We start from the raw sequence: 16475 nt of genomic DNA, 5'->3' as shown, positions 1-16475 counted from the left end.
GACCACCCGCCACCTACCTCCCGCGTTCTCCCGGGCCACTGACGAACCGGGCTGGTCGGTCAGCGGCCGAGGAGGCCGACGGCGAACGAGACGACGAGGACCGAGATCATCAGGGCCGAGACCGATTCGACAGCCATCAAGAGCTTGGCCCGGACGGACAGTGGCATGGTGTCGGTCGGGCTGAAGGCCGAGGAGTTGGTGACGGACACGTAGAGGTAGTCGATGAACCCCGGCGCCCAGCCGGACTTGGCCGAGGACCGCTGCGCCACCTCACTGATCGCGTCGTGGTCCTCGTCCTGCGGGAACCGGAAGTCAGCGTTGGGCAGTCGCGGCCGCGCGACCCGGAAGCGGGTGACCGGACCGCCCCTGTCAAGCTCCCAATACGCGAGCGCGAACACGAGAACGTTCGTGAGCCACACCTGCCCAGCGGCCGCCAGCAACTGACCACCCGCCTCCGCGTCTCCGGCGACCAGCGATCGGATCAGCAGCACGAGGGCGGTCGTGTTGGACAACGCGATCAGCAACACGAGGCCGATCGACAGTCGCCTCAGCACCCGGTTCTGCTTGCTCATCCGGCGCGGATTCGCCAGGACCAACGGGATGAACAACAGCAACTCCAGCCCCGGGACCACGAACCGTGGCCCGATCTGCAACGCACTGGGCAGAAGGGCGTACAACCCGATGGCCGCCACCACCCCGACGGCAGCCGGCAACCGCGGCTCACCCGGATGCGTCTGCGTCGTCGTCCGCTCATCCATGCCGGTCACCCTGGCACACGCCCGCCGAGACCAACTGCTTGGTCAGGTGGCGGCGCGCTGGCCGAGTATGAGGAGGTTGCCGTCGGGATCTTCGACACGGGCTTCCCGCTCGCCCCACGGCTGGTCGGCAGGCTCTTGAGTGATTCTCCCGCCGGCCGCCCGGATCTGCTCGACCGCGGCATCACAGTCGTCGACGTACAACCACAGCGAGATCGCCGCAGTACCAGTGGCTCGCGTGTACGCCGGATCATGCCCAAGCCCCAGCGCAGCCGCACCGAACCGCAGACTGACGTACGCCGGTGCACCGTCGGGAGGAAACTGATACACCTGCTCCCAGCCGAGAACCTCGGTGTAGAACGTCAACAGCCGCGGCAGATCCGCACTGACCACGATGGGGAACACGGTCTCGACGATCATCGCAACACTCCTCGCTCGAACGATGGGCTCCGTCCGGTCTGACGAACGAGAATCCCACGAATCGACAGGGCCGGCTGGTCAGGGCTTCGAGCCGGCGCGGCGCTCGAGTGCCTCGATGACGGTCGGGCAGACGTCGACGTCGTAGAGCCTTTCGACGCTCTGCATCCCTCCCGGGCTCTCGGCGTTGATCTCCACCACCTTGTCACCGATCACATCGATGCCGACGAGGTACATGCCGTCGGCGACGAGCTTCTCGCTCATCGCTTCGACGATGCCGCGTTCGGCGTCACCGATCTCGAGCGGGATCGAGCGTCCGCCCTTGCTGATGTTGGCCCGCGGGTCGTTGCCCGTGGGCACCCGCCGGAAGGCGGCCGCCTTCCCGTCGCGCTCGAGGATCTGTCCCTCGAGCAGGAAGATCCGGGCATCGCCGTCCTCGCCGCCGTCGACGAACTCCTGGACGATCGCGTAGCCGTCCTGGAGCACCGCCTCGGTCATCTGGGCGAGGTTCGCTTCGTCCTGGTCCTCGATCATGAACACGTTCCGGCCTTTGGCTCCGTACAGCGGCTTGACGACGCAGTGGCCGACCTTGCCGACGAACCGTTCGATTGCCTCCGGGTCGCGCGTCACCAGCGATCGGGGCCGGATCTTCTCGGGGAACTCCTCCAGGTAGAGCTTGCTTGTTGCGCGCGTCAGGGACATCGGGTCGTTCACCACCGTGACGCCTCGAGCCTTGAGCATCTGGCCGAACACCACACCCAGTGGACTTGCCCACGGCCGCTCCTGCAGATCGTCGATCGACTCGTTACGCAGGAACAACGCATCGAGGTCGTCCATGACGATCCGCTCGGCGTCGCGCTCCTTGATGCGCTGCATGAAGGTCTCGAGAGTGTCGTCCTTCTCGAACTCCACGGCACGAGCCCGGGCCGACAGTTGCCCATCGCTGTCTCCGAGGTCGACGTCTCCGACCCCGACGTACCAAACCTCGTGGCCGCCCTGGACTGCGGCCCGCGCCAACCGCGTGGTCGTGTACTCGTCGATCTCGGTGGCAACGTCGTTGACGAAGAAGGCAAGCCTCATTCCGACACATCTCCTTCGTACAGGTCCGCGACCGACGCACCCGCGCGCAGTCTCTCGAGGCGCTCCTGAGCGCCGGGCGCGTCCAGCCAGCGTGGACGGATCCATGGTGCTTCGAGCACCTCGCGATCGAGCAGGTCCTGGATCAGTGGGACGTGGTCCAACGCGAACTTGCCGACGAAGAGGACGTCGAGGCTGCTGCCCTCTGCGAGGGTTTCGAGGATGCGGGTGATGCCACGGAGGTAGATCGCATCCTTCACAGAACCGCCCCCGACGACGACCCGGATGGCGATCGACCAAGCGGTCCTCGTGGGTATCCGATGGTCGGTCCGCAACGACTCGAAGATCTCCAGGAACTCCGCGCCGTCGAGCATGTTGTCGATGGCAACAACCCTTGCCGCGAGCACGCGGAGACGCCGCGGGTCCAGTCCGCCGGTCAGGTACTCGGCGAGCACGGCGAGGCCCTCTTGGGTCTCGTCGTAGCCGGGGAGTCCGGTCGTCAGCAGCGTCAGGGGTTGCCGGGCGCCGTTCTGGTAGGTGACGACGTGGGTGCCGACCTCGTGGTGCAGCAAGGGTTCGACGCGGTCCGTCCTGATATTGGCGGTCTCGGGGATGAGCAGCCGACCGAACGACACCATCAGCTCGGAGATGTCGTCACGCACCTCGATCTGCACCGGGAAGTCCGGATACACCGCGCGATAGCGATCGAACTCCGCCCGAGCCGCGTCCGCGAACGCGCCGGCCGTGACACTGTGGGGGCTGGGAGCTTGGGCTGGGATGGTCTCCAGCAGCTGCTCCGCGGCGGACGCGAGGGGCGGGGCGATCCCGCCGTACAGTTGCAGCGACCCGTACACGAAGCGTGAGGTGTCGCGATCCTCCAAGGCTGTGATCTGCCGGGCTATCTCGTCTCGCTTCACCCGGAAGAGTGTGTGCAGCGCAGGGTCGGTGACGTTCTCGATCTCGAGGCCGTAGAGGTCACGTCGTACCATGTCCGGCTCGAATTCCAGCGGTCTGAGGCGGAGAGTGGGGGTCGTCCCGAAGTCGCCCCGTTCGAAGTCCGCCCATGCGTCTGCCGCATTGACCGGCGTGATGTTGAGCAGCAGGTTCAGGCTGCGCTCGATCTGGGTGAGGCGAGCATCGATTTCGAGAGCAGGCGCAAGCTGCTGGGTGGCGGTGGTCATCTGACTGGGGTACCCACCGATCACTACTACCCAAGCGTAGCCAGGCCGGAGGACCTTCCGACAAGACATCGTGTGCCGGCCTCGTCACCCAATGCGTTCGTGCAGTCGCTGAAAGGCTGAGCGGTCGGGGTGGGGACCTTCGGCCCTGGGGTTCGGGTCCGAACGCACTGCCGGGCGCGTGCCGAAAGCGGGGATCGTGGGACGGGATGACGTTCCCGAGGTCGCCTGCGCAAGTGCGGCGGCAGAGCTCCTGGCGGTGACGGAGATGACACCTTTCCTGTTCGGCGTGCCGTGGTTCTTCCAGGTGTGGGCGCGCCCCGACTTCGCCGACGCCCAGCGCGATCCGCAACGCCCGGCCCGCTCCTGGCGTCTCTTCGGCCGACGGCGCGCGGCGGAAGCGGCTACTGGCCAGATCGACAGCCCGGAGTCTGACACCGCGTGGCCCTACCCGCCGTTGCTCCTGCCGTTGACCGAGGACGAGCTGATCACCTTCGGGCGTGAGCTCACGTCCACGTCCGACGTCATCGCCCGCCTGCTGGCCGAGAGCTGACCGCTTCGGCGCAGCCCGCGCGGGCAAACGACGTCAGAACGGCAGGATGCGGCCGGACGGCGTACGGAGGTCGAGCGTCTCCGGCGGGCGTCGGCGCTTCGGCCGCTGGATCATCACCTGCTTGCGCTTCATGAGGTCCCCCCTCTGGCTCGCGGCGGCCGGCTACGAATTCTCACTGCGGGCGACAGCTCCGCTGTCCAGCCCAGCCAGAATCGGAGAGGGCTTGAATCCCTTGACGATGAGGTAGACACCGAACGACAACTCCCAGAAGAACTCCGGAATCGTCGCGACGCCCTGCACCGTACCTCCACGCTCGATGACATCGAACATGACCAGGATCCCCGAGATGACGATCAGCGGACCTCCGACGAGCCCCAACATCGTCATGCCTCGTGGCACCAAACCAGACCGATACATCAGGTAGCCGAGGATTATTCCGTTCGCGATGCCGGCGCAGAAGCCTGGCCCGATCAGGAATGCCCGATCGTAAATCGCGACGAAAGCCTGGCCGAGAGCGGCGTCTGTGCCGGCCGTGCCGTCCTGCCGCATCAACAGGAATGTGAGCATGCTGACGATACCGATGGCGATGAAGGTGGCCTCGACGAGACGCGCTGCGACATAGCCCAGAGCGAGGCTTTCGCTGTATCGCCGGTAGATCGCGTACGGCACAACGGCGGTGCCGATGTTGGCGATGATGACGATGAGTTCGAGGGTCGCGCCCAACGCCACGCTCGAGGTGGGGTCGGCACCGGCTCCGGTGATGTAGTCGGGGTGATCCCGCACCGGCGCGTAGAGGATGAAGTACGCCGGGATCGAGGCGACGAAGGTGACCACCATCAACCAACCCGTCAGTGTGGCGATCTTCCTCGCATTCAGCGTGCTGCTGGAGCGATCCGTGCCAGTGTCCATCTCAAACCCCGCCCCCCGAGCGGACATAGGTCGGCAACCCCCTCCGGTCCCCAAACACAAGATGCGACCGCTCAAGCCTCAGCATGTTCCTTCGCACTGGAACTGTCCACCACCCAGCGCTATCTCACTTGACCAGCGGGGCTCCGCTCTGGACCGAGGAGACCACGTCGATGATCGCTTGGGTTGTGGCGGCTGCGTATTCCTGCTCCGCAATCAGCGCCTCGTGGGTGGCGCCGTTGATGACGCGATGCGCGCTGTTGGTAGACAAAGCGGCCATGTCTTTCTGCTTCGCTTGCCAAGCCGCATCATTTCCGCTGCCGGCCGTCAGGACGACCAAAGGCTTGTCGGCGAAATCTCGGAGAGCTGCGGATTGCTCCATCGACGCGTTCGCCTGAACGTACTCATCGATCGTGCTACGGAGATTGCCGGCCGTCGCGCCGGTGGCGCGTACCTCGTCCCGGGACCGCGGCGGCAGGCTGCCGAACGAGAACTGACTGAACAGGCGGCCCAGACCAACTCGAGCCGAGCTCGAAACCAGTGCGGAGGCACGGCCCAGGATGTCGGAGGAGCCTGGATCGCCGGGCGATGCTGCCGCCGATTTCGAGGCGGTGGAGTCCACGAGCACCATGCCGGCCACCTCGTCGGGGTAGCGGGCGGCGAACGTGCGTACGTAGAGGCCGCCGAAGGAGTGGCCGGCCAGCACATAGGGTCCTGGAACGTTTCCGCGCTGCAGCAAGGTGTGAAGGTCGGTCGCGATCTGCGCGCTGTCCTGGGGGGCGTCAGCGGGCTCGCTCCACCCGCGACCTGCCCGGTCGTACACGCAAACCCGGGTCTTGCCGGCTACGGCCGGCGTGATCCACCCAAGATTCGAAGACATCTCGCCTCCGCCGGGTTCGAGTACGACGGTGGGACTGCCCGAGCCGGTGCAGTTCAGATGCAGGCTGTGTCCGCCGACATCGATCAACTGACCAGCCATCGGATAAGCCTTGGCATCCGCCGCTTCACGCACGGTCTCGTAGCCACCGCCGATCGAAGCGAGACCCAGCAGCGCGATCACCGGGTAAAGCAGCCATCGTCCGCTCCGGCTGCGCAACTGACGATGGACGCGGACAGCCATCCAGATCACCAACGCCAGCAGGGCAGGAGGCCACACCCATTTGAGCACCTCGTCCACCCCGGAGCCGAACACCACCAGGAGAAGACCGCCTATTCCCATGAAGAGCGCAGGAACCACCGCCCACCGCTGTGGCTGATCGGTGAACCGCACCGAGAGTACGGCGAGCAGCGCCCAGCCCAGCGCGAATCCGCACAGGACCGCGCCGACAACCTCGCTGTCCCCTGCCGAGATGAACGGGGCGGCAACGAGCAGCAAAGCGGCCACCAATCCCACGACCAACGAACCAGCCACGATCCAGCCGATGTGTCCCCGCGGCCGGCCATCGTGGCGGGCCGAACTGTCCTGCCCCTTGTCCTTGGGGGTGTGCGTAGTCGTCATAACAGCTCGATTCCATCCACAGGTCGCGTCGCGCGAACTAGCCTTGGCGGTGGCGCCAGCGGGGGGCGACGATCTCCCACTCGCGTTCCCAGGCCCGCATCCGGCGCCGGTTCAGTGGTACGACGGACAGCCGCGCCAGGCCCGTGATCAGCAGCCACGACGTCATCGCCAGACTCAATCCGACCACGTCACCCAACGCCGCACTGTCTCCGGCGGCCCGCGGCGGGACGGTGACCGCACCCGAACTGTCGAGCCAGACGATCACCTCGGCGTCCTTCTTCGTCCCGAACGCAACGCTCGCCCGACCCTCGCGGGGCCGGCCGGCCGGATCGATCCACGTCACTCGGACCGTGGTATCGACCTGTCCGGACGCGTCGGGGGCCGACGCGGTGTCCTCCAACGTCCGTGCCTGTACCTGGGTGAGAACGGCGCGACGCTGTGCCGCGGCCTGCTCACTCGCGTTCCGTACGGCGGTGCCCGTAGCGGCAGCGATCGGAATCATCAACAGGGCGGCGAGCACGGCACCGAACACGATCGCCGACTCGATCCGGTCCACGCGGCGGCGTAACGGGTTGCGCCCGTACCCGAGCCGGCGCGCCCGCATCAGCACCCACGGCTCCCCAGACCTGCTCCGGCCGACGCTCATCGCGAACTCCTCCCCTGCCTACACCATGCCTGTCTGCCGCTGCTCGTGGCAGGGCCGAAAGTCCCAGCCGACCGGGACAAGATTCCGGACGGGTCGGATACACGGGACCGACGACTGCAACAGCCAGGACGAAAGGCACCAGCGCGGCAGCGTCCGAGTCGCGAGGGTGGAGGCACAACCATGACAACCCCGAGTCGAAGAGGTGAGGACGATGCGGATCCGCGAGGTCATGACCACCCCGGCGGTGACGGTGACGACACAGTCCTCGACCGAGACGGCCTTGTTGCTGATGCGGGAGGAGCAGATCAGTTCGCTTCCCGTCGTCGACGACCGCGGCGCTCTGATCGGGGTCCTCAGCGAGACAGCTCTGGTCCAGGACGGGGCTCTGGTCGACAACCGGGTCCTGGCTTCAGCCGGACACATCTCCGGTACGACGCCCTCGCGACGGGTCGCCGACGCGATGACCCATCACGTCGTGACCGTCAGTCCAGACGACACGGTCGACCTGGCGATCGACCTGATGCGGTCGACGATGCTGGAGTACCTGCCGGTCGTCGAGAACGATCGAGTGGTCGGAACGGTCGGCCGCACTGACATGATCCGCCTGCTTCCCTCCCCCAACCGCTTCTGCGTCTTCGAGGCCTCTTCCGGCACGGCACGCAGTACGACTCTGCAGTGAGACAGCTCCCGCCGACTGGGAACCGTCGGCAGAACGAGGTGATGACGATGTTGATCCGCGACCTGATGACCACACCTGCGGTCACCGTGACGGCGCAGACACCGATCGGCCTGGCGCTCCGGCTCCTCGACGATCGGAAGATCACCGCCATGCCGGTCCTCGATACGGCCGGCGTCCTGGTCGGGATCGTCAGCGAGGCGGACCTCGTCCAGGAGGAGGGCCTGCTGGACGACCGCGTCCCGAAGGCCACCGTCCGGACGACCACGGACACGCCGGCACGCCGGATCGCCGATGTGATGAGCCACCTGGTGGCCACCGTCGACGCCGACGACGAGCTGGAGGTCGCGATCGATCTGATGTGGTCGACGATGGTGAAGAGCCTGCCGGTGCTGGACCACGGCCGCGTCATCGGCATGATCAGCCGCAGCGACGTCATCCACCTGCTGGCGGGCCGGGACGACCGGATCCGCGGCGAGGTTCGCGAGATCATCCAGGCCGAGAACCCGGGCTGGCAGGTCGACGTCCGCGACGGAGTCGTCACGGTGACCGGCCCGGCCGACCCGCGTGAGCGCAGCCTCGCCGACACCCTGGCCGGCACTGTCCGCGGCGTCATCGCCGTTCGCATCTGCTGACGTGGCTGGACTGGACTACTCGGGATCGCAGGTGTCAGCTGAGAGGTAGGCACGCCGACTCTTAGCCGGGCTCGACGCGAGGACGAGAGGAAGTCACCCATGATCACCACGGTCGTCGCCGGGTACGACGGGTCTCCGGCGAGCGAGACCGCGGTCTGGTGGGCCGCCGAGGAGGCCGACCGTCGATCGGCGCGACTGCGCCTCACCTACGCCCAGCCGTTGCCGTTCTTCAGCAGCCCACTGGGGATCCCGTCGGTTCCGCTACCCACCGACATGCTGCGGGTCACGGCCGAACACCTGCTGGCCGAAGCCGCCCAGCGGATCCGGGAGGAGTATCCGCGACTGCTGGTCGACGCCGTCGTCACCTTCGGCGGCGCCGCACCGGCTTTGTTGCAAGAGGCAATGAACGCCGAGCTGGTCGTGGTCGGCTCGCGGGGTCTCGGCCAGTTCCAGGCCCTGGCGATGGGGTCGGTGTCTGCCCACGTGGCGACCCACGCGGCGTGTCCGGTCGTCGTCGTACCGCCGCGTTGGCAGTCCGGCCGGACCGGCGGAATCGTCGTCGGAGTCGACGGCTCCAAGTGCTCACTCCAAGCGATCGAGTTCGCCTTCGAGCAGGCCGAGTCCAGGCAGACGATGCTGACCGCGGTGATGGCCTGGCACGACCCGATCAGCACCGGCCCGATCGACCCGCTGCCCGTTGTCTACGACCTCGACACCCTCAAAGAGGAAAGCGAGGCACTGCTGGCCGAGTCGATGGCCGGCCATCGGGACAAGTACCTGGACGTCCCTGTGGACGAGAAGCTCGTTCAAGGGACCGCGCACGACGCGCTGCTCGCCGCCGGCCGGTCCGCCGAACTGCTCGTGGTCGGATCCCGCGGCCGCGGCGCGTTCCGCGGTCTGCTGCTCGGCTCCACCAGCCGGGCGCTCGTACACCACCCGCGCTGCCCGGTCGCGGTTGTGCGCTGACTCAGCAGGACACGTTCCCGGGCCCCGCCAACAGGACCCGGTCGCCGACCATGGACCCGCCTTGTTCAGGACTGTCGGCTCTGCCAGGCACCCACCCGATGCCGTGTGCTGGAGGTGATCGGGGCCGCACAAGGAGGACATCCGTGAACACCACCAAGGCACTGACCGGCGACGAGGTGGGCATTCTGCTCGCCGCCGCGGTCCACGCTCCGTCGATGGACAACACCCAGCCCTGGCGGTTCGAGGTCGCCGGACCGGTGATCGACGTCCGGCTCGACGAGGACCTGGTCCTGCCCGCCGCCGACCCGGCCGGCCGCGCGATCCGGATCGGTCTGGGCGCCGCGGCGTTCAACCTCCGGGTTGCCGCCGCCATGCTCGGGCACGAGTCGGCGTTCGCCGTCACGCCCGACCCGGCCGAACCTGAGGTGGTCGCCCGGATCTACCTGTCCGATCGCAGCGGCCCGATCACCGACCTGTCCGCCCTGTACGGCGAGATCTCGCGCCGGCACACCTATCGCGGCCCGATGCTCGACCAGGCCATCCCACCGACGGTGATCAGCGCGCTGACCGACGCTGCCGAGATCGAAGGCGCCGAACTGCACTGGCCGGCCGACGATGCCACCCGGACGCTCGGGCAGCTCCTGCGGCAGGCCGACGACCTCGACCTGCACGACGAGGACCGGCTGCTGGAGCGCGGCCGGTGGGTCGGCGGCGAGCGGCCGCACGACGGCGTACCGGACACCGCACTCGGGCCGGTGCCTACCGATCCGGCCATGGTCCGGGATCTGGCGACCGGTCTCGACACACCGGGCCGGGAGCACGCCGTCTTCGAGCAGCGTCCGCGCATCGCCGTGCTCGCCACCGCGGACGAGGACGAGCCCGCCTGGGTGTTGGCCGGCCTGGCCCTGGAGCGTGTGTTGCTGACCGCAACTTCCTCGGTACTGGCCGTCTCCTTCCTCAATCAGGCGCTGGAGTACCCGACCTTGCGGGCACAGGTCCGGGACCTGATCGGCGGACGGAGCTGGCCGCAGATGATCCTCCGGATCGGCTATCCGGCCCAGGCCGAGGCGCACACCGGCCGCCGCCCGTGGCGGGAGGCGACCGGCTGGGTTGGTCTCGAGCCATGAACGACTGGATCCACCGGTTCGGTGGCTACGACCCGGCCGACGAGCGGCGGCGTGAGGCGCTGTGCACCGTCGGCAACGGATACTTCGCAACCAGAGGGGCGTGGGCGGGTGCGGTAGCCGGCGAACACCACTACCCGGGGACGTACCTGGCCGGCTACTACAACCGGCTGGCCGACGAGCTCAACAACCACGTACTCGAGAACGAGAGCCTGGTGAACCTGCCGGACTGGCTGCCGCTGACGGCTGCCATCGACGACGGCGACTGGCTCACTCCCGAGAATTGCGAGGTGGTCGAGCACGACCAGGAGCTGGACCTGCTGCGCGGCGTACTGACCCGGCGGTTCCGGCTCCGCGATCCGCACGGCCGGGAGGTTCAGGCTGTGGAACGGCGCTTCGCCAGCATGGCCGAGCCACATCTGGCCGGCCAGACCTTCGCCGTCACCGCCGTCAACTGGGAGGGCCGGCTTCGACTCGGGACCGCGGTGAACGGCGCCGTCTGCAACGCCGGAGTCGAGCGCTACCGGAAACTGTCCGGCCGGCATCTGACCGACGTGTCCGCAACGGTTGCTGACGGCAACCTCATGGTCGCGGCGACGACGTCGCAATCACGCCAGCGGGTTGCCGTCGCGACGCGAACCATTGCCGCCCACAACGGATCGCCGATCACGGAATGGACCTCATGGACGGACGCGACCTCCGCCTTCGCCGAGATCGTCGTCCCGGTCCGGAGCGGAGACGTCGTCACCGCCGAGAAGGTGGCCGCGCTCCACGGCTCGCGGGATCCGGGGATCTCCGAACCGCTGCTGGCCAGCCGCACCGCAGTCGCGAACGCGCGGGGCTTCGACCAACTGCGCGACGCCCACCTGCTGGCCTGGTCACACCTGTGGCGGCAGTTCTCGCTCGATCTCGAGGAGCCGTTCGACGGCACCCTGGCCGCTGTCCGGTTGAACCTCTTCCACTTGCTCCAATCGGTCTCGCCGCACAGCGCCGACACCGATGCCGGCGTACCCGCTCGCGGCCTGCACGGGGAGGCGTACCGGGGCCACATCTTCTGGGACGAGTTGTTCGTCTTTCCGGTCCTCACCTTGCGCATGCCGGCGCTGACGCGGGCGCTACTGCTGTACCGATACCGGCGGCTGCCTGCCGCCCGGCTAGCGGCTCGGCAGGCGGGCTATCCGGGAGCCATGTACCCGTGGCAGTCCGGCAGCGACGGCCGTGAGGAGAGCCAGCGGCTGCATCTCAACCCGTTGTCGGGCCGCTGGAGCGAGGACGCGACCTTCCGGCAACGGCACGTCGGCCTGGCGATCGCCTACACCATGTGGCAGTACGTCGAGCTGACCGGTGACCTCGCGTTCCTCGGTGACTACGCTGCCGAGGTCATCGTCGAGGTGGCGCGGTTCTTCGCCGGCCTCGCGGAGTACGACCGGGGGCGCGACCGGTACGTGATCCGCGGTGTGGTCGGACCCGACGAGTTCCACACCGGCTATCCCGATCGGCCGGCCGCCGGGATCGACAACAACGCTTACACGAACGTGATGGCCGTCTGGCTGTTCGGCGTGGCCGCACAGGCCCTCGACCTACTGCCGGACTGGCAGCGCACGCAGCTGGTCGAGTCCCTCGGCCTCCGCCCCGAGGAGCTGAGTCACTGGGACGAACTGACCCGGCGGATGTACGTCCCGTTCCACGACGGGGTGATCAGCCAGTTCGAAGGATACGAGCAGCTGGCCGAGCTCGACTGGGACCAGTATCGGGCCGAGTACGGCGATATTCGCCGGCTGGACCGGATCCTCGAGGCCGAGGGACACGACGTCACGGCGTACCAGGTGTCCAAGCAGGCCGACGTACTGATGCTGCTGTACCTCCTGCCCCGCCGGGAGTTGCGCGAGCTGATTGAAAGGCTCGGCTACCCGCTGACCGCCGAAACGATCCGCGCCACGGTCGAGTACTACCTGGCCCGCACCTGCCACGGCTCGTCGCTCAGCGCGGTTGTACACGCCTGGGGGTTGGCGATGCTCGATCCTGATCGGGCCCTGGGCTTCCTCGAACAGGCACTGCACAGCGACGCCGGCGATCCGAGCCAGACCGGCACGACCGCGGAGGGCATCCACCTCGCCGCGATGGCCGGCGGTGCCGATCTCATCCAGCGCTGTTTCACCGGTCTGAGCACGTCGAACGACGTACTCCGCTTCGGGCCGCACTGGCCGGGCAAACTCGGCACACTCCGGATGGTGCTGCGCTACCGAGGGCACCGTCTCGTCGCCCAAGTGTCCACCAGCGGGCTGACGCTCACCGTCGATCCCGGCCCGGGTGCCCCGATCACCATCCGCTGCTTCGGCCGAACGCGGCAGCTGAAGGCCGGCGAGTCCCACACCTGGCCGTCCAGCTGATCAGCTGGACGGTCGGCGGCCGTAGATGAAGTAGGCGATCGGCACCGTACCGGCCGCGTTGATGAGCGTGATGGCGAGGGCCCAGAGCGTCTTGGAGCCATTCACCTCGGTTGCCGGGCGGCGCGCCAGGTCAGCGAGGGCGGCAGCTTTCAAGGCGCCCTCGAGGGCGGCGCTGGCGACGATGACACGGCGCCTGCCAGGACTGAGGTCGTGCCACTTGGTTCCAGCCACGTCTCCACCATGCGCCCAGCTGACCTCCCCGGCAAGGGACGTCGGTCCGCCGCGGTCGCGGTGAGTGGTTAGGGTGCAGGCATGGGGAGCAGCGTCTACATCGCGTCGGTGGAGGGGTCCACCGGAAAATCCACTGTCGCTCTCGGAGTGCTTCAGCAGCTGTCACGCCGAGTCGAACGAGTGGCTGTGTTCCGTCCCATCGTTCGTCCGGACACGGCGATGCACGGTGGTCGGGACTACGTCCTGGACCTGCTCACCGCCCACGAGGCGGTCCAGACGGCGTACGACGAGAGCCTCGGCGTCACGTACGACGAGGTGCACGCGGACCCCGACGCCGCGCTCGATGCGATCGTGCAGCGCTATCACGAGATCGCCGACCACGCCGACGCCGTACTCGTCGTCGGCAGCGACTACACCGATGTGGGGACTCCGACAGAGTTCTCCTTCAACGCCAAGATCGCCGCCAACCTGGGCACGCCGGTCATCCTCGTCCTCAACGGGTTCCAGCGCAGCCCGCATGAGGTTCGGATGATCGCCGACCTGGCGATCGGGGAATTGCGAGGCAACCACAGTTCGCTGGCCGCGGTAGTCGCCAACCGCGTCACCCCGCACCACCTCGCTGACACCGTCGCGGCACTGGCGGGCGCCGGTGCACCGGCGTTCGCGCTGCCGGAGGAGCCGCTCCTGACCCAGCCCACGGTCGCGGACCTGATGGTCCCGGTCAAAGGCCGCCTGCTGAGGGGTGATCCCACCCTGCTGACGCGAGAGGTCACCGGTCTCGTCGTCGCCGGGATGACGATGCCGAACGTACTCGACAGGCTGTTCGACGGAGCAGCGGTGGTGACTGCGGCAGATCGGCCGGAGGTGGTCCTCGGGGTGTTGGTCGCCCACGCGTCGCTCAACTTCCCGCAGATCTCCGCGGTCGTCCTCAATGGCGGCTTCACACTGCCGGCGCAGGTCCAGCGGCTGCTGGACGGCGTCGGGGTGACACTGCCCATCCTCGAGACCACTCTCGACACACAGGCCACGTCGGCAGCGCTGACCGCCGTCCGCGGCAGGCTCACGAAGGACTCGCCGCGCAAGGTGGACGCGGCGTTGTCCCTGTTCGAGCGGAACGTGGACGGCGAGGCCCTCCTCGATCAACTGGAGGTCGCGCGCAGCAACGCGGTGACGCCGCTGATGTTCGAGCACCAGCTGATCGACGAAGCAGTTGCCCACCGCAAGCACATCGTCCTGCCCGAAGGCGAGGAGGAGCGGATCCTGCGGGCCGCGGACGTCCTGCTCCGCCGTGGGGTGGCCGACCTGACCCTGCTCGGGAATCCGGTGGTGATCAGCGCGAAGGCCGCCGCACTCGGCGCCGACGTGGCGTCCGCCCGGATCGTCGACCCCGAGCACGACCACCTCGCCGAGCGGCTCGCGGACGAGCTGCACCGGCTCCGGAAGCATCGCGGGATCGACCTGGACCGAGCCCGCGAGCTGGTCAGAGACGTCTCGTACTTCGGCACGATGATGGTCCAGCTCGGCCTCGCCGACGGCATGGTGTCCGGCGCGGCGCACACCACCGCCCACACCATCCGGCCCGCGCTCGAGATCGTCAAGACCGTCCCCGGGGTCTCCGTCGTCTCCTCGGTGTTCTTCATGTGCCTGCAGAACCAGGTCCTGGTGTACGGCGACTGCGCGGTCAACCCGGATCCCACCGCCGAGCAGCTCGCGGACATCGCGATCTCCTCGGCCGCGACAGCGGTTGCCTTCGGCATCGAACCGCGGGTCGCGATGCTGTCGTACTCGACCGGCACCTCCGGTTCGGGGACCGACGTCGAAAAGGTGTCGAAGGCAACGATGATCATCCGCGAACGGGCACCGGAGCTGCCGGTCGAGGGCCCGATCCAGTACGACGCCGCGATCGACAGCGCGGTGGCGAGGACGAAGCTGCCCGGCTCGCCGGTGGCAGGCCGGGCGACCGTGTTCATCTTCCCCGACCTCAACACCGGCAACAACACCTACAAGGCGGTGCAGCGCTCGGCGAACGCCGTCGCGGTCGGGCCGGTCCTGCAAGGCCTGCGCCGACCTGTCAACGATCTGTCGCGCGGAGCGACCGTACGGGACATCATCAACACCGTCGCGATCACCGCCGTCCAGGCCGCCGGGAGCCGCACGCAATGAGCGACCACGTCCTCGTGATCAACGCCGGCTCCTCGTCGCTCAAGTACAGCGTGGTCGACGCCAGTACCGGTGAACCGGCGGCCGCCGGCCTGGTTGAGCGCATCGGGGAAGGCGAGGGCCGCCACGTCCACCGCAGCCCGGCCGGCGAGACCGAGACCACGCTGTCGATACCCACCCATGAGGATGCGCTGCGGTCGGCGATGGATGCCTTCGAGGCGGACGGGCCGTCACTCGCGGACCTCGACCTCGAGGCCGTGGGTCACCGCGTCGTCCACGGAGGCTCGCGGTTCTCCGCGTCGGCCCTGATCGACGACGCGCTCATCGCCGAGGTGACGGACCTGGTGCCACTCGCCCCGCTGCACAACCCGGCGAACCTGGAGGGAATCCGGGTAGCACGTGGCCTCTTTCCCGACCTGCCTCAGGTCGCCGTCTTCGACACAGCCTTCCACCAGACGCTCCCGCCGCACGCCTACACCTACGCGGTGCCGACGGACTGGCTGGAGGATCACGGGATCCGCCGCTACGGCTTCCACGGCACGTCGCACTCGTTCGTCTCCCAGGAAGCCGCCAGGCTCCTCGTCCGTGATCCGTCCGACCTGAACGTCATCGTGCTGCACCTGGGCAACGGATGTTCGGCGTCGGCCGTCCGGGGCGGCCGATCGGTGGAGACCTCGATGGGCCTGACTCCGCTCGAAGGCCTCGTGATGGGCACCCGCTCGGGCGATCTGGACCCGGCGATCCCGGCGTACCTGACGCGGGAACTGGGCATGTCCGTGGACGAGATCGACCATGCCCTCAACTCCGCATCGGGACTGAGAGGCCTGGCCGGCGAGAACGACTTCCGCGAACTCTCGCGACTGCGGGCAAGCAACGACGAGCGGGCGTGTCTGGCCTTCGACGTCTACTGCCATCGGATCCGCAAGTACGTCGGTGCCTACTACGCCGTCCTGGGGACGGTCGACGCCGTCGTCTTCACCGCCGGCGTGGGCGAGAACTCGGCCGACGTCCGGGCCGCATCACTGGACGGCCTGGAACGCCTCGGCATCACCATCGACCCCGATCGCAACAGCGCACCGGTGACCGGGGCCCGGCGGATCTCCACCGACGGCAGCGAGGTCGCCGTCCTCGTCGTCCCGACGAACGAGGAGTGGCAGATCGCCCGCGAGACGCTCACCGTCGTCCGAGCCTGATGGCTGTCAACGATCGGGACTTTTGACCCTACTGTGGTGACTCTCGTCGGGTGATCGTTGGCGAATGGAC

At 67.9% G+C, this 16475-nt stretch carries 16 protein-coding genes; 8 read left to right on the top strand and 8 right to left on the bottom strand.

Annotation, left to right across the window (positions count from 1 at the left end):
* Nucleotides 1-59: 59 nt before the first annotated feature.
* The 4 genes from OG876_RS29210 to OG876_RS29195 form a co-directional block, all read right to left on the bottom strand.
* Nucleotides 60-758: a hypothetical protein gene (locus tag OG876_RS29210; protein WP_328519856.1), complete on the bottom strand. Its 699-nt coding sequence runs from the start codon at nucleotides 756-758 to the stop codon at nucleotides 60-62.
* A 42-nt stretch (nucleotides 759-800) separates the two neighbouring features.
* On the bottom strand, nucleotides 801-1175 hold the full coding sequence (locus OG876_RS29205; protein WP_328519855.1) for a VOC family protein: 375 nt from the start codon (nucleotides 1173-1175) through the stop codon (nucleotides 801-803).
* 78 nt (nucleotides 1176-1253) lie between these two features.
* Nucleotides 1254-2252, bottom strand: coding sequence for a glutathione synthase (locus tag OG876_RS29200; protein ID WP_328519854.1), 999 nt, complete (start codon nucleotides 2250-2252; stop codon nucleotides 1254-1256).
* Nucleotides 2249-3430, bottom strand: a complete 1182-nt coding sequence (locus OG876_RS29195) for a flavohemoglobin expression-modulating QEGLA motif protein (RefSeq protein ID WP_328519853.1) — start codon at nucleotides 3428-3430, stop codon at nucleotides 2249-2251. Before OG876_RS29195 ends, OG876_RS29200 begins: the two co-directional genes overlap by 4 nt.
* 265 nt (nucleotides 3431-3695) lie before the next feature.
* Here OG876_RS29195 and OG876_RS29190 point away from each other — a divergent pair, with 265 nt between their 5' ends.
* Nucleotides 3696-3980: a hypothetical protein gene (locus tag OG876_RS29190; RefSeq protein ID WP_328519852.1), complete on the top strand. Its 285-nt coding sequence runs from the start codon at nucleotides 3696-3698 to the stop codon at nucleotides 3978-3980.
* Between the two features lie 162 nt (nucleotides 3981-4142).
* Here the strand turns inward: OG876_RS29190 and OG876_RS29185 are convergent, their stop codons facing one another.
* From OG876_RS29185 to OG876_RS29175, 3 genes are all read right to left on the bottom strand, one after another.
* Nucleotides 4143-4916, bottom strand: a complete 774-nt coding sequence (locus OG876_RS29185) for a DUF4386 domain-containing protein (RefSeq protein WP_328519851.1) — start codon at nucleotides 4914-4916, stop codon at nucleotides 4143-4145.
* Between the two features lie 97 nt (nucleotides 4917-5013).
* A complete protein-coding gene (locus OG876_RS29180; RefSeq protein ID WP_328519850.1) occupies nucleotides 5014-6384 on the bottom strand; it encodes an alpha/beta hydrolase in 1371 nt (456 codons plus the stop codon).
* Between the two features lie 37 nt (nucleotides 6385-6421).
* Nucleotides 6422-7030: an Rv1733c family protein gene (locus OG876_RS29175; RefSeq protein ID WP_328519849.1), complete on the bottom strand. Its 609-nt coding sequence runs from the start codon at nucleotides 7028-7030 to the stop codon at nucleotides 6422-6424.
* 211 nt (nucleotides 7031-7241) lie between these two features.
* On the opposite strand from OG876_RS29175, the gene OG876_RS29170 reads away from it, so the two are divergent.
* The 5 genes from OG876_RS29170 to OG876_RS29150 all read left to right on the top strand — a co-directional run bounded on the left by OG876_RS29170 (nucleotide 7242) and on the right by OG876_RS29150 (nucleotide 12821).
* Nucleotides 7242-7709 (top strand): CBS domain-containing protein, encoded by a 468-nt coding sequence (locus tag OG876_RS29170; RefSeq protein WP_328519848.1) that lies wholly within the window; start codon nucleotides 7242-7244, stop codon nucleotides 7707-7709.
* A gap of 41 nt (nucleotides 7710-7750) precedes the next feature.
* Entirely contained in the window at nucleotides 7751-8341 is a 591-nt protein-coding gene (locus tag OG876_RS29165; protein ID WP_328519847.1) for a CBS domain-containing protein, read from the top strand.
* Between the two features lie 99 nt (nucleotides 8342-8440).
* On the top strand, nucleotides 8441-9307 hold the full coding sequence (locus OG876_RS29160) for a universal stress protein (RefSeq protein WP_328519846.1): 867 nt from the start codon (nucleotides 8441-8443) through the stop codon (nucleotides 9305-9307).
* 143 nt (nucleotides 9308-9450) lie between these two features.
* Nucleotides 9451-10434: an Acg family FMN-binding oxidoreductase gene (locus tag OG876_RS29155; RefSeq protein ID WP_328519845.1), complete on the top strand. Its 984-nt coding sequence runs from the start codon at nucleotides 9451-9453 to the stop codon at nucleotides 10432-10434.
* The gene (locus OG876_RS29150) at nucleotides 10431-12821 is read left to right on the top strand and encodes a glycoside hydrolase family 65 protein (RefSeq protein WP_328519844.1); all 2391 of its coding nucleotides are present in this window, start codon (nucleotides 10431-10433) and stop codon (nucleotides 12819-12821) included. The genes OG876_RS29155 and OG876_RS29150 overlap by 4 nt, the downstream gene beginning before the upstream one ends.
* Here OG876_RS29150 and OG876_RS29145 read toward each other — a convergent pair whose 3' ends face one another.
* The gene (locus tag OG876_RS29145) at nucleotides 12822-13052 is read right to left on the bottom strand and encodes a hypothetical protein (RefSeq protein WP_328519843.1); all 231 of its coding nucleotides are present in this window, start codon (nucleotides 13050-13052) and stop codon (nucleotides 12822-12824) included. It abuts the gene before it with no gap.
* A gap of 81 nt (nucleotides 13053-13133) precedes the next feature.
* On the opposite strand from OG876_RS29145, the gene pta reads away from it, so the two are divergent.
* A complete protein-coding gene (pta, locus tag OG876_RS29140; protein ID WP_328519842.1) occupies nucleotides 13134-15215 on the top strand; it encodes a phosphate acetyltransferase in 2082 nt (693 codons plus the stop codon).
* Nucleotides 15212-16405, top strand: a complete 1194-nt coding sequence (locus tag OG876_RS29135; protein ID WP_328519841.1) for an acetate/propionate family kinase — start codon at nucleotides 15212-15214, stop codon at nucleotides 16403-16405. Before pta ends, OG876_RS29135 begins: the two co-directional genes overlap by 4 nt.
* Nucleotides 16406-16475: the final 70 nt, after the last annotated feature.

Source organism: Kribbella sp. NBC_00359 (genome assembly GCF_036097425.1).
Classification (GTDB): Bacteria; Actinomycetota; Actinomycetes; order Propionibacteriales; family Kribbellaceae; genus Kribbella.
The sequence above is the reverse complement of the archived record's forward strand: the minus strand, read 5'-3'. Positions and strand labels throughout refer to the sequence as shown.